The organism is Lentilitoribacter sp. EG35 (assembly GCF_040784015.1).
Classification (GTDB): domain Bacteria; phylum Pseudomonadota; class Alphaproteobacteria; order Rhizobiales; family Rhizobiaceae; genus Lentilitoribacter.
The window spans coordinates 471,088-491,320 of sequence record NZ_JBFNGQ010000002.1 but is presented as its reverse complement, the minus strand read 5'-3'; the positions used below and the strand labels follow the sequence as shown (position 1 = coordinate 491,320).

General features: G+C 43.8%; 19 protein-coding genes, 1 tRNA gene and 1 pseudogene. 13 read left to right on the top strand and 8 right to left on the bottom strand.

Annotated features, from left to right (window positions below):
• Positions 1 to 220: 220 nt before the first annotated feature.
• Positions 221 to 988 carry an IS21-like element helper ATPase IstB gene (gene istB / locus AB2J24_RS06250; protein WP_367384833.1) on the bottom strand — a complete coding sequence of 256 codons (768 nt, stop codon included), beginning with the start codon at positions 986 to 988 and terminating at the stop codon, positions 221 to 223.
• Positions 985 to 2,475 (bottom strand): annotated as a pseudogene (gene istA, locus AB2J24_RS06245) (IS21 family transposase). The gene istB and the pseudogene istA overlap by 4 nt, the downstream one beginning before the upstream one ends.
• Before the next feature lie 262 nt (positions 2,476 to 2,737).
• Between istA and AB2J24_RS06240 the strand changes: the two are divergent.
• The 6 genes from AB2J24_RS06240 to AB2J24_RS06215 all read left to right on the top strand — a co-directional run bounded on the left by AB2J24_RS06240 (position 2,738) and on the right by AB2J24_RS06215 (position 7,774).
• Positions 2,738 to 3,247: a hypothetical protein gene (locus AB2J24_RS06240; RefSeq protein WP_367384832.1), complete on the top strand. Its 510-nt coding sequence runs from the start codon at positions 2,738 to 2,740 to the stop codon at positions 3,245 to 3,247.
• A gap of 386 nt (positions 3,248 to 3,633) precedes the next feature.
• On the top strand, positions 3,634 to 4,806 hold the full coding sequence (locus AB2J24_RS06235; RefSeq protein WP_367384831.1) for a hypothetical protein: 1,173 nt from the start codon (positions 3,634 to 3,636) through the stop codon (positions 4,804 to 4,806).
• Complete coding sequence (locus tag AB2J24_RS06230; protein ID WP_367384830.1) at positions 4,803 to 5,705, top strand: hypothetical protein; 903 nt, start codon at positions 4,803 to 4,805, stop codon at positions 5,703 to 5,705. The genes AB2J24_RS06235 and AB2J24_RS06230 overlap by 4 nt, the downstream gene beginning before the upstream one ends.
• Before the next feature lie 17 nt (positions 5,706 to 5,722).
• The gene (locus AB2J24_RS06225; protein WP_367384829.1) at positions 5,723 to 5,845 is read left to right on the top strand and encodes a hypothetical protein; all 123 of its coding nucleotides are present in this window, start codon (positions 5,723 to 5,725) and stop codon (positions 5,843 to 5,845) included.
• A gap of 190 nt (positions 5,846 to 6,035) precedes the next feature.
• Complete coding sequence (locus tag AB2J24_RS06220; RefSeq protein ID WP_367384828.1) at positions 6,036 to 6,731, top strand: trypsin-like peptidase domain-containing protein; 696 nt, start codon at positions 6,036 to 6,038, stop codon at positions 6,729 to 6,731.
• Positions 6,732 to 6,838: 107 nt separating this feature from the next.
• Positions 6,839 to 7,774, top strand: a complete 936-nt coding sequence (locus AB2J24_RS06215) for a S1 family peptidase (RefSeq protein WP_367384827.1) — start codon at positions 6,839 to 6,841, stop codon at positions 7,772 to 7,774.
• Between the two features lie 267 nt (positions 7,775 to 8,041).
• Here the strand turns inward: AB2J24_RS06215 and AB2J24_RS06210 are convergent.
• From AB2J24_RS06210 to AB2J24_RS06195, 4 genes are all read right to left on the bottom strand, one after another.
• Positions 8,042 to 8,118, bottom strand: a tRNA-Arg gene (locus AB2J24_RS06210).
• 126 nt (positions 8,119 to 8,244) lie between these two features.
• Complete coding sequence (locus AB2J24_RS06205) at positions 8,245 to 9,696, bottom strand: sensor histidine kinase (RefSeq protein WP_367384826.1); 1,452 nt, start codon at positions 9,694 to 9,696, stop codon at positions 8,245 to 8,247.
• A gap of 41 nt (positions 9,697 to 9,737) precedes the next feature.
• On the bottom strand, positions 9,738 to 11,165 hold the full coding sequence (locus AB2J24_RS06200) for a dihydrolipoyl dehydrogenase family protein (RefSeq protein WP_367384825.1): 1,428 nt from the start codon (positions 11,163 to 11,165) through the stop codon (positions 9,738 to 9,740).
• Between the two features lie 59 nt (positions 11,166 to 11,224).
• Positions 11,225 to 11,998: a TVP38/TMEM64 family protein gene (locus AB2J24_RS06195; protein WP_367384824.1), complete on the bottom strand. Its 774-nt coding sequence runs from the start codon at positions 11,996 to 11,998 to the stop codon at positions 11,225 to 11,227.
• 412 nt (positions 11,999 to 12,410) lie between these two features.
• On the opposite strand from AB2J24_RS06195, the gene rpmH reads away from it, so the two are divergent.
• The 5 genes from rpmH (at position 12,411) to argB (ending at position 16,519) form a co-directional block, all read left to right on the top strand.
• Complete coding sequence (gene rpmH / locus AB2J24_RS06190) at positions 12,411 to 12,548, top strand: 50S ribosomal protein L34 (protein ID WP_162654533.1); 138 nt, start codon at positions 12,411 to 12,413, stop codon at positions 12,546 to 12,548.
• Positions 12,549 to 12,591: 43 nt separating this feature from the next.
• Positions 12,592 to 12,978 (top strand): ribonuclease P protein component, encoded by a 387-nt coding sequence (gene rnpA / locus AB2J24_RS06185; RefSeq protein WP_162654532.1) that lies wholly within the window; start codon positions 12,592 to 12,594, stop codon positions 12,976 to 12,978.
• A gap of 30 nt (positions 12,979 to 13,008) precedes the next feature.
• A complete protein-coding gene (gene yidC, locus AB2J24_RS06180) occupies positions 13,009 to 14,850 on the top strand; it encodes a membrane protein insertase YidC (protein WP_367384823.1) in 1,842 nt (613 codons plus the stop codon).
• 30 nt (positions 14,851 to 14,880) lie between these two features.
• Positions 14,881 to 15,516: a ribosome biogenesis GTP-binding protein YihA/YsxC gene (gene yihA, locus AB2J24_RS06175; protein ID WP_162654530.1), complete on the top strand. Its 636-nt coding sequence runs from the start codon at positions 14,881 to 14,883 to the stop codon at positions 15,514 to 15,516.
• A gap of 112 nt (positions 15,517 to 15,628) precedes the next feature.
• Complete coding sequence (gene argB, locus AB2J24_RS06170; RefSeq protein WP_162654529.1) at positions 15,629 to 16,519, top strand: acetylglutamate kinase; 891 nt, start codon at positions 15,629 to 15,631, stop codon at positions 16,517 to 16,519.
• An 8-nt stretch (positions 16,520 to 16,527) separates the two neighbouring features.
• Here argB and AB2J24_RS06165 read toward each other — a convergent pair whose 3' ends face one another.
• Complete coding sequence (locus tag AB2J24_RS06165; protein WP_162654528.1) at positions 16,528 to 17,445, bottom strand: DMT family transporter; 918 nt, start codon at positions 17,443 to 17,445, stop codon at positions 16,528 to 16,530.
• 103 nt (positions 17,446 to 17,548) lie between these two features.
• Between AB2J24_RS06165 and AB2J24_RS06160 the strand changes: the two genes are divergently transcribed.
• Together AB2J24_RS06160 and AB2J24_RS06155 are read left to right on the top strand one after the other, a co-directional pair.
• Complete coding sequence (locus AB2J24_RS06160; protein WP_367384822.1) at positions 17,549 to 18,232, top strand: pyrimidine 5'-nucleotidase; 684 nt, start codon at positions 17,549 to 17,551, stop codon at positions 18,230 to 18,232.
• A gap of 101 nt (positions 18,233 to 18,333) precedes the next feature.
• A complete protein-coding gene (locus tag AB2J24_RS06155; protein WP_367384821.1) occupies positions 18,334 to 18,918 on the top strand; it encodes a retropepsin-like aspartic protease family protein in 585 nt (194 codons plus the stop codon).
• On the opposite strand, the gene deoA is transcribed toward AB2J24_RS06155, so the two are convergent.
• Positions 18,902 to 20,230 carry a thymidine phosphorylase gene (deoA, locus tag AB2J24_RS06150; RefSeq protein ID WP_367384820.1) on the bottom strand — a complete coding sequence of 443 codons (1,329 nt, stop codon included), beginning with the start codon at positions 20,228 to 20,230 and terminating at the stop codon, positions 18,902 to 18,904. The two genes, AB2J24_RS06155 and deoA, sit on opposite strands and share 17 nt — an antisense overlap.
• Between the last annotated feature and the right edge of the window lie 3 nt (positions 20,231 to 20,233).

The window sequence follows — 20,233 nt, the reverse complement described above, 5'->3', positions numbered from 1 at the left end:
TGGGCAAATTATCAATATTCCATTTATCTGCTGGTAATGACCTTTGTTTGTTGGCATCAGCTTGAATAAGACTGGCATCAACCGCAAAGCTTTCACCGCCAACCAAACCTTCATCTAAACAACGTTGTCAACACCGGAGCAAAATCCCGCCATTGACCGGAGTAAAAGTACACCACTTGCAGTGTAGGCCTGGAGACCAACCGGATTATGAGAGGAATGGTTAAGTTTCTTTTGACTGGGCGCTTTGCTTCAATCGAAAGCTATCACCGTTCATCTCCAGAATATGGACATGGTGTGTCAACCGATCGAGGAGCGCACCGGTCAAACGCTCTGATCCGAATGTGCTGGTCCATTCATCGAATGGCAGGTTTGATGTGACGATGGTAGAGCCTCGCTCGTATCGTTGGGAGAAGACTTCAAACAACAGTTCCGCGCCGGTTGGTGACAAGGGCACATAACCCAATTCATCAATGATCAGCAGGCTGTATTTGGCCAGTTGTTTCTGCAGACGCAACAGGCGTTTTTCATCGCGGGCTTCCAGCAGCTCATGGACCAATGCCGATGCTGTAATGAAGCCAACAGATAGCCCTTTCTGACAGGCGGCTAACCCCAATCCGATTGCAATATGGCTTTTGCCGGTGCCAGAGTTGCCAACGGCGATGATGTTCTCTTGTCGACTGATAAAGTCACACCGAGCCAGTTCCATGAGCTGCATCTTGTTGAGGCTCGGCATGGCTTTGAAGTCAAAACTGTCGAGGCTTTTGATGGTCGGGAACTTTGCACCTTTGATGCGCCGTTCAACCATACGACGTTCCCGGTCAATCAATTCCAACTCGGTTAACCTCAACAGATAACGGGTGTGATCAACACCCTCGCTCGCGCACTGTTTGGCAACCTTGTCATATTCGCGCAGGAATGTCAGTAACCGCAGAGACTTCAGATGATGGGCCAACAACAATTGCGGCGTATCATTGGTAACACTACTCATGACCTGCCTCCCGCCAGAAGCGTCATATAATCACCAGCTGATGTGGCAGCAACATGGGCTTTAGGCAAGTATGGATAGACTGTCATATCCAATCGTGGCGGGCGCCTTTCAATACGGCACAGTACCAGATGTTTGACTGCATCAAATCCGATGGTCCCCCGTTCCAGGGCACTTTCAACCCCGGCTTCCACATCGATCATCTGGAACGTTTCCAGCAATCGCAGCACCTGAACGAACTCACGCTTGCCGCCTTTGCCCATACGGGCTTCCAACAAACGACGCAGGACGAGGAAGTTTTGTGGTAATTCCCAGCCGACCAATGGCGCGGCCTGATCCAGAGCGTTGGTCTTTTGCTCAATTAAAGCCAGATAGTGAAGCGGATCGAAGATGTAATCTTCTTTCTCCCATGACCGTGGATGCCGGGCGATAACTTCCGATCCGCAGGCAATCACCACCTCATGGACATAGCCACGTACAATAACCTGTTGATGTCCGTATTGTGTTGGCACTGAATAATCATTGCCACGATAGCGCACCAGAGACAGGGAACTCACCCGTGTCGATTGCTTATCACAAGCATCATAAGGAACCGCAGGCAAAGGCTGTAACTGTTCAGCATCAGCTGCAAACCGTTCACCAATCGTCCCCTTGTGGCCTCGAAGCATATCCTCCATCCGCTTGCGACATTGGCTCTCCAGATACGCATTGAGGTCATCAAAGCTGGCAAACACCGGTTTGGGAACCATGAAGTTACGGCGGGTATAGCCAACCATGCCCTCAACTTTGCCTTTATCGTTGCCCTTTGCAGGACGACCAAATCTGTCCGTAAACAAATAATGCGACACCAATTCTGAGAACACACGAGTTCTCTTACGTTTGCCATCACCTAAAATACTGGCCACTGCGATCTTGGTGTTATCGTAGAGTATCGAGATTGGAACGCCGCCAAAAAACTCAAAGGCAGACACATGGGCATCGCAGAATGACTCAGTCGTTTCCGCCGGATACGCCTTTAGAAAACACGCATCCGAATGCGGCATCTCCATAACCAGAAAGTGGACCTTGCGTTCCACTCCGCCAATCACCGCAAGAGCTTCACCAAAGTCAGCCTAGGCATGATGGAGCAACGGTACGAACATCTCGCGTTGCCGTTGCTTGGTAGCACAGATATAATCGCTAACAATCGTGATGCCTCCTTTAAATCCATACTCATCACGCAGCCGTTCAAACACACGCTTTGAAGTGTGTTTCTGTTTCTTGGGAACCATTTTGTCCGCTTCAAGAATGGCATCAATGATGCCCACAAACGCATCAAGCTTTGGGCGTTTAACAGGCTTCGAACGACGATAACCAGGTGGTATCGAAAACTTCAACATTTTATCGACCGTGCGCCGGTCAATTCCAAACAAACGCGCCGCTTCACGGCGGCTCATACCTAAACTCAAAACAGCATGACGAACACGACAATACAAATCCACAATCTTCACCAATTCCATCCATAAAACGGATAGCCTAACAGTGGCGGAGTTTTACTCCGGCCTCAGCGTAACAATTACACCGATTCACTGGTGGATTATTGCTCCGGTGTTCTCAAAGTACTTGGTATCTCAGCTAGGTAACAAAAGCGACTTGTTGCGGTACGAAATCGATGACGCTAGATACCGTCAGTTCGCACAGTATTCTCCGATAATCCGACGGACCCTGAGGGATAAACCTGATGGTTGGGAGCACACGCTATCGGCTGCTTTATTGAGAGAATTAAACCAGCCAATATTTGATAGGTTAGCTGACTTACGAGAGGGTACGCTTTTTAAGCTCACCAGTGCGGTTACCGAAGATAATCTTTTGCAGTGGTTTAGGGAACAGATCAGTCCAATGGAGCATATGGTTCCTGCCATAATGAAGTGTTTGGAGAAATTGCAAGTAGGTTGGGGAGAAGTAGGCGTCTCAGGGAATGAAAATACCATACACTCTGCATGCTTATTATTAGCTGAAAACCTGTCGGAAATCGTTAAACTTGAAGAAAGATTGTGCTTTAGCATTCTCCCCGAAGAGGCGGAAAAACTTAGAGACTTGATGCAAAACCAAGCGGAGGGCGCTATTGCTGAGCTACAAAGACTTCCAGATGAATTGGATCAGTTTGTTATCAATGCGATTGAGGCGGAGATTAATGGAGTTGACGGTTCTAAAGAACTTGCTATTACCTTTGAACTGAATGACAGTTGGTCTGATGAGGTGAACCGTTTGTTCGAAAGCTGACTTTTATCCAGAGTAACTTCACTAACAAGCAGGTACTTCTCAAAAAGTGGTACGCTTTGGTACACTGTTATATTTGTAAAGATCAATAAAATCAGATACTTATAACCATTAATTGCTTCCCTCTTTCCTGGCGCCAATAAAATCAATAACTTAAAAACCATCTGCCCATAATTATTTGATGACAGACAGAACTGATAACAAAGATCAATCAAGCTAAGATAAATGGTCTGCCATACAGAACCATTGCTGAAACATTTGATGTTTCGCTTAACACAGTTCAAATTGTCATAAGTAAGGAGTTTTTTGTAACTTTTACTTGCAATTTTATGCATTAACGATGCAAAGTTTAGGATGGCAGATTTTAATAAAGTAGAGGAGAATGTTCGATGGATTTTAGCTTTTCACTTCCTGTTGGATTTGGTGATTTAGAAATACCCTTAAAACAGATGGTCACCTCTATTAAAGCATCGGCAAGTAATGGGAGTAACTTGTTTTCAAAGTATTTTAGCTCCAATTTTTTAAATCATGAGAAAAGTGACCTAGTTTCGGATTTGGCTGAAATGGATAGCAATGCGTTCATTAATTGGGATCCTCAATACTTGAGTAAGTTCTATCGTGGCGAAAAAGTTCGGGACCAATTAGGAGCACTTCCGTACTCCAAAGAGATTATATGGTCAGAAAAAGGGAACGTTCGACTAAGAGCTTTCGATGACAAATTTAAATTCAGATACTCAGACCGAGTATGGCGTGAAGTAGCTGAAAGAGGTTTTCATGCTATTTCAGCGGAACGAGACATATTTGATAATGGCCATGTAATACGATTATTTAATGTTGATCGAACAACGGGGGACGTCGATGTTCAGCGAGCACTCTATAGCCAACAAGCCCAATCCAACCTCATACCAGATTACGTTATCCCTTCAAAATTTGACGATAATGGTAGTTTAAGTTTGCGGAAACAGCTACAAAAGAAGTATGGTCCTATTCTTCCACCGTTAAATGAAGCAAGGTTAGCAAATACACTAGGCATATCAGTTATCGTTTTGTGCCATGATGACGAAGGACTGCTTCGACCATTGTTACAGCTCAGGACTGCCAAAAATGCAGCTAACAACAACTCTGGTGTGCACTGTACAGGTAGTCGCGCTGCGTTGTGGCCCAGAGATAATCAAACTAAAGAGGCGCAAAACTTTTTTGATGATGAAGCCTATGAGGCAGTCGCTAAAGACTTTGATCTTCGTCAAAGTGAGGGAGAAGTTTCCCTTTATCCTGCTGCATTGGTGCGAGAGCATGCTAGAATGGGTAAGCCACAATTATTTTACTATGGGTATACGCCAAAGTCGTTAGATGAAGTATTAAAATTCCGCCTTGAAGCGCAGAAGGAAAGGGAAATTAATGAGGCTCCAGACTTAGAAAAATATCGTTCCATGAATTTAGATCAATTTCGGAAGTTAATCCTTACCGATGTTTGGAAAGATCGTGATCAATACCCAATAACTCAGGAAGCTTACGCAATGCTGTGGTTGTTAATGGATAGTTTCGGAAAGCGTTATCTATGAAAATTGCCCCCTGGGTTTTAGCCTACCCTAACTTGACCGAAATTGAGAGCGGTCAATATCACTTGATGCTTAATGCATCGACTGTGAATAATATCCAAATTTCTTGCGACGATACACTTGTAGACACAAAATCTACGCCAGACAAATATTGTTTTATGTTGGATTTGGCAAATGTAGATACGTCCTCAATTCTTTATGATGACCACGATCAAATCTCGATCGACCAAATCACAAGCAATACCGCGCGTCTCAGACCATTAAGTTACAGACATCATGTTCGCTTTTACAAATCGTTGGATGTTCAAAATACTGTAAAAATGGGTATGTCTGCAGAAAACAATAATATCAGCGAGCGTAACCTTGATACTTTGCGTAATCAATTGAGTAAGGCCGGACTACCTCACGAACCTAATAGCGATATTGCGCCATGTAAGTTTGGGATAAGTTGTTTAATCCTCGAAAAAAATGAAGAAATGAACACCCGTGCATTAATCACCATACGCAGCAAAAAAATGACTTACTATCCAAATACTCGCCACTCATCATTTTCAGGTGGGGTTGAAATTCAGGACATCCAGAATAACGACTTATCGCTTTCAGGAGTTCTAAAAAATGCAGCTTCTAGAGAGTGCAAAGAAGAGTTGGGGTTGGATATAGATAACAATCAAATTAATATTCTTGGAATTTGGAGAGATCTGGAACGTTGCTCTGCTCAAGCATTCGCATATATCTTTGTGGAAGAATTGGATCAGCTAACAATACAAATTAATCGCGAAGTTGCTTCTTTCAGATACGAAAAAATACGAAAACATTTTTTTGAACGGTTATTTCAAAGACATGACAATACTCCAGAATTAAATTTTTTGCTATCAAAGCTTCCTATTACATTAGAAAAATAACCACATCTGGATGCGAGATGAGCTTTCGCAATCACGCTTCTGCAATTCGAGCGCTGATAGAACAAATATTGGGTGTTGCCGAGATTGCAAAAAAGCTTAAACCTGCCAGGGCTTCGGTTTATCGTATTCTCCCTGATTGAATTGCATCATAACTTATTAATAGATCAACCTAATTGTCAAAAGAGACAACATGACCGATGAGACTAACTTATTATATCACACATATATTCCTACAAGAAAATCTTTATATGTTCAGACCTATTTCAATGAACAGCCAATATCATCCGGAACTGCTTTTCTTATCGCCGATGACAGAACATCGCACTGCGCTTGGTAACAAATCGCCATGTCGTAACTGGTTGCCATCAAGACACCAGAAAGTGTCTTAGTCGCATGGCTGCAATACCAAACGCCATCGTAGTAAATTTTCACAAAGAGGATGGCGGGTGGACTAGTACTCGGCTACCATTGTTTCGTGAAGATGGATCTCCGTGGTGGATTGAACACCCGAAACTGGGCACCAAAGCGGATGTAGTTGCTCTGAACTTAACTTGGGGATCCGACGTTGTTAAATACCCATATTACTTAGAGACCGATTTAGATCATACCGACTTGGATATTGGGCCTGCTGAAACAGTAAGCGTAATTGGATTTCCATTCGGTATAACTTCCCGTCAAAAGTTCCCTGTATGGGCAACCGGTTTTCTTGCACAAGAGATGGATCTTATATCTGAAGAAGACCCAGTGTTTCTGATTGATTGCCGCACTAGGCCAGGCCAATCGGGTTCTCCTGTAATCGCCCATCGTGTAAGCACAATTCGTGTAAAAGGTGATGATGGTAGGGTACATTTACATACCAATCCAGGCCAAAAACGTTGGAAGTTTCTTGGCATTTATTCCGGACGTATCAATGAACAATCGGATCTAGGAAAAGTTTGGCATGCATCTATCCTCAAATCACTTTTGGCGGAAGCAGAGAGGATTGACTTGATGAGGAGACAAAAAAGGATGGAAGATGAACTTTAACTCACCCCTGAAGAACGACAGCAAGCGCCGCAAATTTGCGTTCGCAATTTCCTCTAACACACTTCGAGATAAGTTTACCGAATTGAAGAAATTCATAGGAGTGGCAATTGATTATTCACCGTCTAAGCCTAACCAGCACACCAATTCGCCTTTTCTTCAATGACACTGAACTTGCTGTTGGAACAGGCTTTTTCGTTAACAGGGGTGAAGAACAGTTTTTTGTGACCGCTTGGCACAACCTTACAGGTCGTCATAGGTGGACAGGTAAATGTCTTAGAAGTGATGCCAGTGTACCAAATCTAGCATTAATTGGTGTGCGATATTATTCGCGTATAAGTTATTCAACAGATCAAAAACTCGTCGATGAAAAGCTGTTATGGATTAGAGTACCTCTGTATGGAGAAAGCAATCTACCAATTTGGCTCGTACATTCAGACCCTACAATAAATGCTGATGTCGCAGTTATACCGTTTTCGATCACCGGAGAAACACCCGTTGATTGTGCACCAATCTTTGTTTCGCCTTCAAAAGATGAAATTGGAGATATGGCATATCGTGTTGGAAGTGATATCTTCATACTTGGCTACCCATTCGGTGTTGAACCTTGGCCAACATGGAAACGCGGAACTATAGCCAGCGAACCTTATTTAACAGAAAGCCAACAAGTTCCTTTTTTATCCATCGATACCGCAATAAGGCAAGGTTTGTCGGGTTCGCCGGTCTACATTTACTCAAGTGGTTCCTATGAAAACGAAGATGGGATTACACGTTTTCCCAAAGAAGCTTCAACTTGTCATCGCTTTCTTGGTATATACACAGGACGAAGGCCAACTAGTTCGAGCGATGACGCACAAATAGGCATTGTTTGGGGCAGAAAGATTATCGATATGATCATATCTGAAGGACAACCCGATTGTCGCTCCGAAGATATTCAGCCAAAAGCGTTCTCAGTACCTACCTATAACCTACCAAAACCATCTGACGCGGGTCCCTACCACCCTGTAACTAGAAAAACTACTAAGGTGGTACACAAGGATGAATGAGTTTTTAGATAAAATTGAATAAAAACAAATGCTAATAGAATTAGAAACGTTTCCTTCTTCTACTACTCTTTATGCAAAGAAAATTACAAGTCTGAATAAAGTAGCCAGTTCACTATTTACTAAACAATATTGAAAATTTGAACCTTGGAGCACCATTGGATTAAAATATCGGTGAGTACAGCCTTTAACTAAAGGTGGATACAGGGTGGTTTATATTAAGTGTTATATAGTCAAGCATATGTTTTTATTATGAAATATAAACAAAAATGGCGCACCCGGGAAGATTCGAACTCCCGACCCCTTGATTCGTAGTCAAGTACTCTATCCAGCTGAGCTACGGGTGCGTATTCGACGATAGTAAACGTCTAAGCGCTTCTCCTAATGCCTGATTATCTTATTTGCAAGCTTCAATTTGAAAAAGAATGATTGTTTTTGGAAAATTGTTCCAAATACCTTCGTTTGACTTATTTTTATGCCTGCATTGGGATCACGATTTCAAAGCGCGTTCCAGTGCTACTTTTATCTGTAAGTGTTATCGTGCCACCGTGAGCTTCTATGAGTTCTTTGGCAATCGCTAGGCCTAGACCTGTGCCGCCTGCGCGGGCTGAACCTCTGAATGGTTTGAAGAGATGTTCTTTGGCCTTTGCCGGCATGCCAGGTCCTGTATCATCAACAAAGATGCGTACAGCATGATCTTCTGAAACAGCACCAACACAAACCCGTTTCACGACCGCTGCTTCATCATCAGCCTTCAGGGCTTGTACGGCATTGCGTGATAGATTGTGGATCACACGAAAAATTTGTTCATGATCGGCTTCTATCTCAAGGTTTGCTGGAACTTCGTTCACATATTCAATATCATCGTCTTGTATATCGCCAGCAAGCGCATCGCCAAGTTCATCGGCAATGACATGTAGCTGCACCAGACGTCGCTTTGGTTTAGGCTCTTGTGCTTGACCATAGCTCATCACATGGCTGGAGTAGCTGACAGCGCGATCAATTGAGTTCAATAGTTTGGGTGCGAAGCGCTTGACCATCGGGTCATCAACAAGGGCTAAACGGTCAGAGATGAGCTGAGCAGACGTTAGAATGTTGCGCATATCATGATTGATCTTTGATACAGCCAAACCAAGATCTGCCAAGCGTCTTTGTTGCCGCAACGTGCTATGTAATTGCGTTTGCATTGCAGATAGGTGTTGTTCGGCAAGCCACAATTCATCATCTCCATTGTCGGGTTTAATAATACGAGTTGCATCTTCTGGCTGTTCAGAAAACTGCTGCATACTCTGCGTCAGGCGCCGAATAGGTTGGATCATCAATCTGTTAAGGCTGAAAAACAGCAAGCCAGCTGTTATTGCTGCAATGACCAGCGAGATAAACAGAACATTTCGACTATAAATTAACATGGAATTGCGAAGCTGGGTGTCATTTAATACCAACTCTATCTGCATATCACGATTATCAGCGACTTGGTCCGTCACGCGGATAACTCGGTCACCACCAAAGATAAGCGTATCAAAAGCATCAACGATTGCCTGAACAGGACCCGTTTCGCTTAAATTGTAATGGTTCGAAATTTCCGGTGGCATATCGACGGAAGCAACAATACGAGATGCTCCATCTTTGCGTAGAACAATACGCTTCGTGCCAGTGGCCATAAGAGCCTCGGTCTGAATTTTTTCCGGTAAAGGCATATATTCTTGGCCATCAACAACAACACTGGCCGCTGCGGCTGTATCCAATACACCATTGAGCCAGCGCAATCGGGTATTTGCTACGGATGGAACAAAAGCCAAAACTTCAGCAATCATCACAAAGATGATTGTCAGGATAATCAATTTAGTTTGGAGCCCACGAATAGGTTTCGTCATAAATTCGTTCGCAGGCTCAATTTTATTAAGTTCTAAATTTTCATGTGACATTTGAAATATCTACGCCAAAAGTTAGAGAATTACACCCATTATCAACCGAATTTCCGCAAAAATCCAATGAGCCATCTAACGAGAGGCTTACGGGTGATTGGTCCATAATGCGAAACAACAGCGCGTTTGCCAATTTCCGACATTGTTGGATATGGCGGGATATAGCCGCGTACGTGGCTAAGCTTCATCTTATTGGTAACAGCAAGCGCCCACATGTTGATCATCTCGCCTGCACCTGCACCAGCAATAGAGATACCAATAAGACGGCCTTTTTTATCAGCAATAATTTTAATCAGGCCCCCTGTTTTTCGTTCAGCACGTGCTCTATCATTCTCCGCATATTCCCAGCGAAGCACAGTAATGTTATTGCCATGTTTTTCACGAGCTTGTGCTTCGGTAAGGCCAACATTTGAAAGTTCCGGTTCCGTAAATGTTGCCCACGGAATGATGTCGCGATTTTCCTTTGCAGGAATGCGAAACAGAATTTCTTGAATAACAAGTCCAGCATGATAGCCAGCGACATGGGTAAACTGAAAGCCGCCTGCCACATCACCAATCGCATATACGCGTTTATTGGATGTACGCATGTTTTTTGCGACCTCAATTCCGCTGCGATCAAATTTAATACCGGCTTCGTCCAAACCAAGACCATGCACGTTCGCGGCGCGGCCGGTTGCTACGAGAAGGTGTGAACCTTTGATTTCACTCTCTCCATTGGTAGTTTCAACTTTTACCGAAATCCCAGACTTAATCTTCTTAAGACCAACAACTTTGGTTCCCTCAAAAATCTCGACACCTTCTTCACGAATACGTTTTAAAACAACCTCAGCCATTTCAGGGTCATCTTTACCAAGAGCTTTAAAACCTTCGATAACTGTGACTTTGGAACCCAAACGATGGTGTGCTTGCGCCATTTCCATGCCAATCGGGCCGCCGCCAATGACAATGAGATGCTCAGGACGAACTGTTTGTTCAAAAAGGCTCTCATTTGTCAGGTAATCTACATCTTGGATGCCAGGAATTGGTGGTACGAAAGCCGATGAGCCTGTTGAGATGACAAAACGCCGCGCTTTGATTTTAGTGTCACCCACTTGAACTGTATCGGCATCGATGAAGATACCTTCACCCTCGATTACATTCACGCCCAATGAGCGGAAGCGTTCAGGTGAATCGTGTGGTGCAATGCCAGCTATCACGTCTTTGATATGCGCATTCACTTTTTCAAAGTCGACTTTCGGATCGTCAGCAAAGACACCGAATTTCTTGCCATCTATAATGGATCGGGCATGTTTACCTGCTGCGATGATGGCTTTGGATGGAACGCACCCGTAGTTTAGGCAATCACCGCCCATTTTCCCTTTTTCAAGAAGGACGACATCGACACCAAAGGCTGCTGCGGTTGCTGCGACAGTGAGCCCGCCTGAACCTCCGCCTATGACGCAGATGTCCGGAGTAAGAATTTTAGACATGAATATTCCCCCTATTAGAATATTTAATTTTATCTTGGCACCAGTTTCGGCGTTAGATCTTATTTATTGCGAAATCTACGAATGACAGAAGGTATAGTGGCGACGATGGCAAGCGCTGCAAAAGCTATGGTAATTTCCGGTGTTACCAGATCGGAAACTGAGGCTTCTCTGCCTGATTGGGAAGCTGATAGAAGCACACTATCAACACCTTGACCAAGATATGTATATGCAAATGTTCCAGGCAAAATACCCAATATCGTCGCCGCGACATATGTTTTGGTTGGAATTTTGAACAACGCCGGAACAATATTCATTACAAAGAATGGGAACACAGGAGCGAGGCGCAGGATCAGTAAGTAGCTGAAAGCATCCTTTTGAAAGCCTTCTGAAAGCTTAGCAGCAAATGGGCCAGCACGATCACGCAAGAAATCGCCAAAAGCGGTCTGTGACGCCTTAAATAAGATTGTTGCTCCTATTGTTGCCGCAACAGCTGTTAATATGCCGCCAAGGAACCACCCGAATAGAAAGCCGCCGAATATAGTCAGGATTGAAGCCGCAGGAAATGAAAATGCCACAGCTGCTATATATAAAAGGAAGTAGATTGCTGATGCTAGAATGAGATTTTCATTTACAAAACCGATCAATGTTTCTCGTTGCTCTGCAAGCGCAGCTAAGGTGAGATATTCGTGTAACCCAGCAGCATAACCAGCACCAAGACCAGCAATTATAACCAAAAGCGGTAGAAAGCGTTTAAGTGTTGAGGTGTTTTTCTTTTCAGAATTTTCACTCTTTATATGCTGATCTGCATTTTCCATTACTGAATTGATTTCCATTTCATATCTCCGTGCCATTTCTATGCTCGAGGCATAATCCCGAGTAGTTGATCAAGGAGATACATGTTGCCGCGTTCACTTACCAATGACGTTTAATCGCGTTTGACAAACTATATGTGAGCAATATTGACGATCAACTCACGCTTTGGTGAGGTGTATTAATATAGGTAAAACAGACAATTTAATATTTTATCAAATCCACGGTAGAACATGGGTAAATTTAGCCTATAAGATTGATTAGCATCTAATCGAGCTTTAAAGCGGCACTTTTGTTGACATTATAGGGATTTGATGGCTATAAGCCGCACGTCGAGGTTTAGGCGATAAAAATCGTCAGGTCTTAGACATTCACAACGCTCCTGTATAAAATTACAGAACTTAAGAAGGGCCGCACACCGCGGTAATTAAATAAATGACTAAGCGTACTTACCAACCATCTAAGCTTGTCCGCAAGCGTCGTCACGGGTTTCGTTCCCGTTTAGCAACAAAAGGCGGACGTAAAGTCCTAGCAGCTCGCCGTTCGCACGGTCGTAAGCGTTTATCAGCTTAAGATTTGATATCCTGCTATTAAGGCCTCTTTAATAGGGCTAGACATGGATCAAGAATTTCTCGCAAAAGATATTGGTCGACTAAAAAAACGGGTTGAGTTCCTTGCTGTGCGCAATGGAGTAAAACGACGTGGCAAATATTTTCTATTAGAAGTTTTAAAAAAAGATAACAACGCGGACACCCCCCGCGTTGGATTTACCGTTACAAAACGTCAGGGAAATGCTGTAAAACGCAACAGAATTCGCAGACGTTTGAAAGAAGCAGTTCGGCTTTGCGCATACAAATATATGCAGGCTGGGCACGATTATGTGCTTGTGGGGCATAAAGACCTATTGGATGCACCCTTCAATGACATTATCTATGCTCTAGAACAGCGCTTCAATAATAAGTCGACCTCTGGTCAACGCCGAAAACACGGCAAAGCAAACTAAAGTGCACAGATTGCGAGTTAGGGATTTATAATGGAAAACAATCGAAATTATTTTATCGCCATTGGCCTTTCGATTTTAATCCTAATTGGATGGCAGGTTATTTATGTCAATCCGAAGCTTGAAGAGGAGCGGCAAATAGCACTTGCTCAACAAGAGCAAGAAGCTGCGACGGCGGAGCTAAATGGCACAGCAACTGCCACCGATCCAAGTTTGCCACAAGCAACCACGGGTGCTGCCACTGAGTTGCCGGGTGACCAATCCGTTCCGGCATCCGAAAAAATATCCCGCCAGGATGCGCTTTCAACAAATAAACGCATTATTATTGAGACACCGTCACTTTCCGGCTCGCTTAATCTCAAGGGTGCCCGTTTTGATGATTTGATATTGAAAGATTATAGAGAAGAGCTTGATAAGAACAGCCCGAACGTCGTTCTATTTTCGCCGGCGGAGTCCCAAAACGGATATTTTAGTGAAGTCGGATATATTGCGCCAAAGAATTCAGGTGTTGTGCCAAACTCAGAAACTGAGTGGACGGTTAAGTCTGGCAAAGATCTAACGCCTACTACACCGATCGTATTGACTTATGATAATGGCGCAGGCCTTATTTTTGATCGCACGATCAGCGTCGATGATAAGTATCTTTTCACAGTTGAAGACACGATTACAAATGCTTCTGGCACTCAAGTCTCCATTTCTCCCTATGGCCGTGTGAAGCGTCTTTATAAACCGCAAACCACTGGTATCTATATTTTGCACGAAGGTTTGCTTGGTTTCCTAGGTGAAGAAGGCCTGCAAGAAATTGATTATGGTGATGTTGAAGATGACGGCATTATCAGCCCTGCCAAGACGGCAACAGGTTGGCTTGGTATAACCGATAAATATTGGGCTGCTGCGCTTGTTCCAGAACAAGGTCGCGCGTTCCAGCCACGTTTTGGTTATTTTGCCAACGGCACGCCAAGCTATCAGACGGATTATCTTTCTGATGCAATTGTGATTACGTCTGATAATTCAGCAAGTGTTAAAACACATATCTTTGCTGGTGCCAAAACAGTTCCAGAAATCAATAAGTATCAGGACGAGCAAAACATTGACCAATTTGATCTAATGATCGATTGGGGTTGGTTCTATTTTATTACAAAACCAATGTTCCATGCATTGCACTTCTTCTTCGAACTATTTGGCAATTTTGGTATTTCGATTTTGGTAACAACTGTCGTGGTGAAAGCGATCTTCTTCCCATTGGCTAACAAGTCTTACAAATCTATGGCGAATATGAAGAAAGTTCAGCCACAGATGGAAGAGTTGAAGAAGAAGCATGGCGACGATCGTCAAGCACTTCAGCAAGCAATGATGCAGCTTTATAAGACCGAGAAAGTTAATCCCGTTGCAGGCTGTTGGCCTGTTCTACTGCAAATTCCTGTGTTCTTTGCGCTCTATAAAGTTCTTTATGTTTCCATTGAAATGCGTCATGCGCCATTCTTTGGTTGGATTCAGGATTTGTCAGCCCCAGATCCAACAACAGTTTTCAATCTATTTGGTCTGCTGCCATTTGATCCAACAGCTATTCCGGTTATAGGCTTTATTCTCGCGATCGGTGTGTGGCCACTTATCATGGGTATCACAATGTTCTTGCAAATGCGTATGAACCCAACACCGCCGGATCCTACGCAAGCGATGATTTTCACATGGATGCCGATTGTCTTTACATTCATGCTGGCAACATTTCCTGCAGGTCTTGTGATTTACTGGGCATGGAACAACTCTCTCTCGATTATCCAACAAGGCGTTATCATGAAACGTCAAGGTGTTAAGATCGAGCTTTGGGATAATCTAAAAAGCTTATTCAGCCGCAAAAAGGATCCAGCTGCCTAAGTAGGCAGTTGGGGCAAGTAGTGATTTAATATGGCAAAACTATTTCCATTTGATCGGGTTTGGGAGTTTGTACTCTCAGTTCCATCTATGAAGTTTTTGCCAGCAGCAGGTCCGGCAGAAATTGCATTTGCCGGTCGTTCAAATGTCGGCAAATCATCGCTGATAAATGCGCTTGTAAACGTTAAAGGCTTGGCACGTACATCTAATACGCCGGGCCGTACCCAAGAACTCAACTATTTTGTGCCTTCAGGTTATGAAGGTACACAAGAAGACCTTCCACCATTAGCGTTGGTAGATATGCCCGGTTATGGGTATGCAAAAGCGCCTAAGTCAGTTGTCGATCGCTGGACGGCACTTGTTTTTGACTATCTTCGTGGGCGTTCAACATTAAAGCGCGTTTATGTGCTTATTGATTCACGACATGGTATTAAGAAAAATGATGAGGAAGTGCTGCAGCTTCTTGATAAGGCCGCTGTCTCGTATCAGCTTGTTTTAACAAAAGGTGATAAAATCAAAGTTACTCAGCTAGAAAAGCTTAAGATTGAAACGCTGGCGCAAATTGCCAAGCATCCCGCGGCCTATCCTGAAATTATCGCGACATCATCTGAAAAAGGTGAAGGCCTTGATGAGCTGCGTCGTGCAATTATCAAAGCAACGTCTGAGTAATCTTACGCCTTGTGTAAAATAATTGAACAATCCGATATTTCCATATATTGATGCGTGAATATCCCGGTGTTAGCTTTGCTTTACGTATTTTAATTAATAGGAACCCACGTCGATGACAGACACAAGCATCAGTGAAAATAAGGCCCGCTTTTTATCTGAAGCTCTGCCTTATATGCAGCGTTATGAAGGCAAGTCTGTTGTTGTGAAATATGGTGGGAATGCTATGGGTGACAATTCCTTAGCACAGGCTTTTGCCCGCGATATTGCACTTCTCAAACAGTCCGGTGTTAATCCTGTGGTCATTCACGGGGGCGGTCCACAAATAGGCGCCATGCTTAAGAAGTTAGGCATAGAATCGCGTTTTGAGGGTGGTTTAAGGGTTACAGACCAAGCGACCGTCGAAATCGTTGAGATGGTTCTTGCTGGTTCTATTAATAAGCAGATCGTTGCAATGATTAATGCTGAAGGCGAACGTGCTATTGGTCTTTGTGGTAAGGATGCAAATCTTGTTTATGCCCGCAAAGCTGAAAAACGAATAATTGATCCAGATTCAAACATTGAGAAAATTCTTGATCTTGGATTTGTCGGCGAGATTGATGAAGTTGATCGGACCATGATCGATATTTTGGCGACATCAGCAACTATTCCTGTTATCGCGCCTGTTGCGCCTGATCGTAAGGGGCAGACTTACAATATCAATGCCGATACATTCGCTGGCGGTATTGCTGGAGCACTGGGAGCAAAACGTCTGTTATTTTTAACGGATGTTGAAGGCGTAATGGATAAAGATGGCAAAGTCATCAAAGAATTATCCGTTAATCAAGCACGCTCAATGATTGCTGACGGTACGATTTCTGGTGGCATGATCCCCAAAGTAGAAACCTGCATTCATGCGATTGAAGAAGGCGTTGAAGGTGTCGTGATTGTCAATGGTAAGGTGCCTCACGCCGTATTGTTAGAGATTTTTACCGAACATGGCGCTGGTACACTTATCGTTAAATAGGCAGTCGTTTAGCTTCCAAAAATCAAAGCAAGGATGCCGCATACAATGAGTGCGCATCCTGCAATTTCATACCGATTTATTTTTTCTTTAAAAATGAAAGCTGATGAGATGAATGCGAAAATCATTTCGATTTGAGCAAGTGCTTTCACTACTGCCGCCTGTTGTAGTGTCATCGCCATGAACCATCCAAATGATGCACTAGCGCCAACAAAACCAACAATAAGAGAGATCTTCCATGCGGCTCTTATTTTGGGCAATTGCTCGCGATCTTTGAAGTAGATCCACGTAATCATGATGACTGATTGCAAAATAATTGCCACCGACAAAGTGACGGCAGCTTGGATAATGAAATTCGGTTCATCCAATGATGGAGCTAACGATAGAGAAGCAGCCCTATAGGCAACAGCTGCAACACCGAATATCGTGCCGGATGAAAGGCCAATAAGTGATGTTTTTGAAAAGATGGATATCACCAAAGATCGTGGGGTGATTTCAGTTCTTGCTACAGAAATGAGCATCACCCCAAACACACTAATTGCAATGGCGCCAAGTACGGCAAAAGACACTTTCTCAGAGAGAAATATTAAACCAAATAGAGCTGCTTGCATGGGTTCTGTGCGAGAATAAGCGCTCCCGACCGCGAAATTTCGAAACGAAAACATGTGCACCAACAGTGCTTGAGCTATGATCTGCGCAATGGCTGCGATCACAACCCAAAACGCAAATTCAGCATTCAGTGATGGCAGCTGATAGCTGCCAAAATAAGTAAACAGAGCTAAAAATGCGAGGGCGAACGGTATGCCAAAACCAAATCGAACAAATGTCGCACCACTCGTACCGAGCTTGTCTTTCAGGTGTTTTTGCAGTGTAGAACGGATATTCTGTAAGAATGCCGCTGATATTGTGATGAGGACCCAAGTTTCCATAGTGGATGCGTTAGCATGGATGAAATTCTAAGTCACTTGATGAAGGCAAGTTCTGGCCAAAATTTGATGTTTCAAACTCAGGCAATTGCGCTATAAAGCAAATATGACCCAATCAGACCTATCCCATATTCGCACTTGGATTTTTGATCTCGATAATACGCTTTACCCACGACGTTGTGATCTTTTTGCTCAAATAGATGTTAAGATGACGTCTTATGTATCGGAGCTTCTGGATCTCCCACGCGATGAGGCGCGCAAGATACAAAAGCAATATTATTATGACCATGGAACAACCCTCCAGGGTTTGATTATCAATCACGAGATAGACCCGCATCATTTTTTAGATGATGTGCATGATATTGATTATTCACCAGTTTCGAAAGATGAGGGCCTTCGGACGGCGATAGAAGCCTTGCCTGGTCGAAAGCTTATCTTCACCAATGGAGATGTGCCTCATGCAGAACGAACGACAAAAGCTCTAGGCATTGATGGTTGCTTTGAGGGGATCTTTGATATTGTGGCGGCAGATTTCCTACCAAAGCCAGCTCAAAAACCCTACGAACAGTTCGTGTCGAAGTTTGATATCGATCCTAAAGAAGCTGTGATGTTTGAAGATATGCCACGAAATCTTTTTGTTCCAAAGCAAATGGGCATGGACACTGTTTTGATTATCGATGAACAGTACAACTCGACCACCAAGGAGCCTTGGGAGGTTTATAATCGAGACGAAGAATATATCGATCATGTCGTGGGTGACTTGGGTACATTTTTAAACAGTCATTTGTAAGCGAGCTTTGCTTCATTAAAGCGTTTAGAAAACATTAACCAGAACCATACTTTGATTGGTGTTGGGTGCAAACCTTTACAGGATTTTAGAACGAATTTGCGATGATTGCCTTATCAATATCTGATGAGGTCGAAATGCCGGTTAAAATCCTTCCATTTGTAATACTGGCTCTCGCTTTAGCCTTCTTGCCACAATATCTGGAAAAAAGCGATCTACTAAGTGTTCAACCCGGCGATGTGAGCAATCACACCGACGACCGAAATTCGCAATCTGTGGTAGCGCCTGTATCGAAACAATCACATTATACATCTGGCAAGCGCGAAGTGAGGATAAAGGCAGATCGTTCTGGTCACTATATTTCATCATTTAAGGCAAATGGGCGAACTGTCGTCGGTTTAATTGATACTGGTGCAACCTATGTTGCGATCAATGAATCGACGGCGCGTTCGTTTGGTCTCCATCTTTCATCAGCTGATTTTCGTCATAAGGCGAACACAGCAAATGGCGTGACCCCTGCCGCTTTTGCAAGGCTGGATGCAATGGAAATTGGCCCAATACGGGTAAGAAATGTTGATGTATTTATCCTAAAAGATCACTCACTGTCAGATACGCTTATCGGCATGAGCTTCATCTCAAAGCTGTCATCTTTTCGGGTTGAGAATTCGCAACTTATTCTGACGCAGTAATTTCACTGAGAATTGGGTTTTTGGGATCTACCTCTTGGTCACCAATTCTGATCGCAGTATATATTTCTTTTTCGAATTGTAATGCCTTCCCATCGTCGTCGTTGATATGTGCCAATGCAATCTGATCACCTTTCGAAACTTTTTGGCCAATTGCTAGAAGGTCTGAAAGACCAACAGAGTAGTCAAGCTCATCTTGAGGGTTGGAACGTCCGCCACCGATGCGCACGACAGCCATACCCAACTCTCTGGTTTGATAGTAGCTAATCCAGCCATCTTGTTTAGCAACGATGGGTATAATGGTATTCGCTTTTGGCAAGATTGAATTTGTCTTCTCCATAATATCGGAGGGGCCGCCAAGAGCGTGAACCATCCTACCGAAAATATCAGCAGCACTGCCGTCATCTAACTTTTTAGTCGTTATGATCCGCGCTTCGTCGTTATTAGATGCCAAACCGCCTGCCACAAGCATTGAAGATGTGATTTCCAAAACCACTTTGCGAAGGCGTACATCTTGTTTTGACCCTTTCAGGAATTCAATCGCGTTATTGATCTCTATTGCATTGCCAATTGCGCTCGCAAGAGGTTGGTTCATATCTGTGATGACAGCTTTAGTAGAAAGTCCTGCCCCATTTGCGACATCAACCAACTCTTGCGCAAGAAGCTTCGCCTCATCGACATCTGAGGTTGTTGAACCGTTTCCGCACTTAACATCAAGTATTAACGCATCAAGCCCGCTGGCAAGCTTCTTTGATAAGATTGAGGCGACAATAAGAGGAACAGATTCCACCGTCGCCGAAACATCTCTGATTGCGTATATTTTCTTATCAGCGGGCGTCAGGTTTTTACTCGCCGAAATGATGGCACACCCAACCTCTTTGACGACTTTATTAAACAACTCAGGAGAGGGCGACACATTATATCCGGGTATAGCTTCTAGTTTATCAAGCGTGCCGCCTGTGTGGCCCAAACCCCGCCCGGATATCATGGGCACATAAAGACCACATGCAGCCGCAAGAGGCGCAAGCATGAGTGATACGTTATCTCCAACGCCACCCGTTGAATGTTTGTCCACGACAGGGCCATCTAAATGTGCCCAGTTCAAGACATCGCCGGATTTACACATGGCCGAGGTCAATGCCACTGTTTCATCACGATCCATTCCATTTAAAAAGATCGCCATCGTCATGGCCGCAACCTGACTATCAGAAAAATTGCCGTTGGTTACATCCTGAACAAATTGTGAAATTTCATTACGGTCGAGCACAAGCCCATCACGCTTTTTTCTGATAAGTTCTTGCGGAAGAAGTCCCATATC

What these genes read in the sequence shown, in the direction of transcription:
- istB (WP_367384833.1), bottom strand. Translation starts at nt 988, where the DNA reads ATGAGTAGTGTTACCAATGATACGCCGCAATTGTTGTTGGCCCATCAT.
- AB2J24_RS06235 (WP_367384831.1), top strand. Translation starts at nt 3,634, where the DNA reads ATGGATTTTAGCTTTTCACTTCCTGTTGGATTTGGTGATTTAGAAATA.
- AB2J24_RS06230 (WP_367384830.1), top strand. Translation starts at nt 4,803, where the DNA reads ATGAAAATTGCCCCCTGGGTTTTAGCCTACCCTAACTTGACCGAAATT.
- AB2J24_RS06225 (WP_367384829.1), top strand. Translation starts at nt 5,723, where the DNA reads ATGAGCTTTCGCAATCACGCTTCTGCAATTCGAGCGCTGATAGAACAA.
- AB2J24_RS06205 (WP_367384826.1), bottom strand. Translation starts at nt 9,696, where the DNA reads ATGTCACATGAAAATTTAGAACTTAATAAAATTGAGCCTGCGAACGAA.
- AB2J24_RS06200 (WP_367384825.1), bottom strand. Translation starts at nt 11,165, where the DNA reads ATGTCTAAAATTCTTACTCCGGACATCTGCGTCATAGGCGGAGGTTCA.
- AB2J24_RS06195 (WP_367384824.1), bottom strand. Translation starts at nt 11,998, where the DNA reads ATGGAAATCAATTCAGTAATGGAAAATGCAGATCAGCATATAAAGAGT.
- rpmH (WP_162654533.1), top strand. Translation starts at nt 12,411, where the DNA reads ATGACTAAGCGTACTTACCAACCATCTAAGCTTGTCCGCAAGCGTCGT.
- rnpA (WP_162654532.1), top strand. Translation starts at nt 12,592, where the DNA reads ATGGATCAAGAATTTCTCGCAAAAGATATTGGTCGACTAAAAAAACGG.
- yidC (WP_367384823.1), top strand. Translation starts at nt 13,009, where the DNA reads ATGGAAAACAATCGAAATTATTTTATCGCCATTGGCCTTTCGATTTTA.
- yihA (WP_162654530.1), top strand. Translation starts at nt 14,881, where the DNA reads ATGGCAAAACTATTTCCATTTGATCGGGTTTGGGAGTTTGTACTCTCA.
- argB (WP_162654529.1), top strand. Translation starts at nt 15,629, where the DNA reads ATGACAGACACAAGCATCAGTGAAAATAAGGCCCGCTTTTTATCTGAA.
- AB2J24_RS06165 (WP_162654528.1), bottom strand. Translation starts at nt 17,445, where the DNA reads ATGGAAACTTGGGTCCTCATCACAATATCAGCGGCATTCTTACAGAAT.
- AB2J24_RS06160 (WP_367384822.1), top strand. Translation starts at nt 17,549, where the DNA reads ATGACCCAATCAGACCTATCCCATATTCGCACTTGGATTTTTGATCTC.
- AB2J24_RS06155 (WP_367384821.1), top strand. Translation starts at nt 18,334, where the DNA reads ATGATTGCCTTATCAATATCTGATGAGGTCGAAATGCCGGTTAAAATC.
- deoA (WP_367384820.1), bottom strand. Translation starts at nt 20,230, where the DNA reads ATGGGACTTCTTCCGCAAGAACTTATCAGAAAAAAGCGTGATGGGCTT.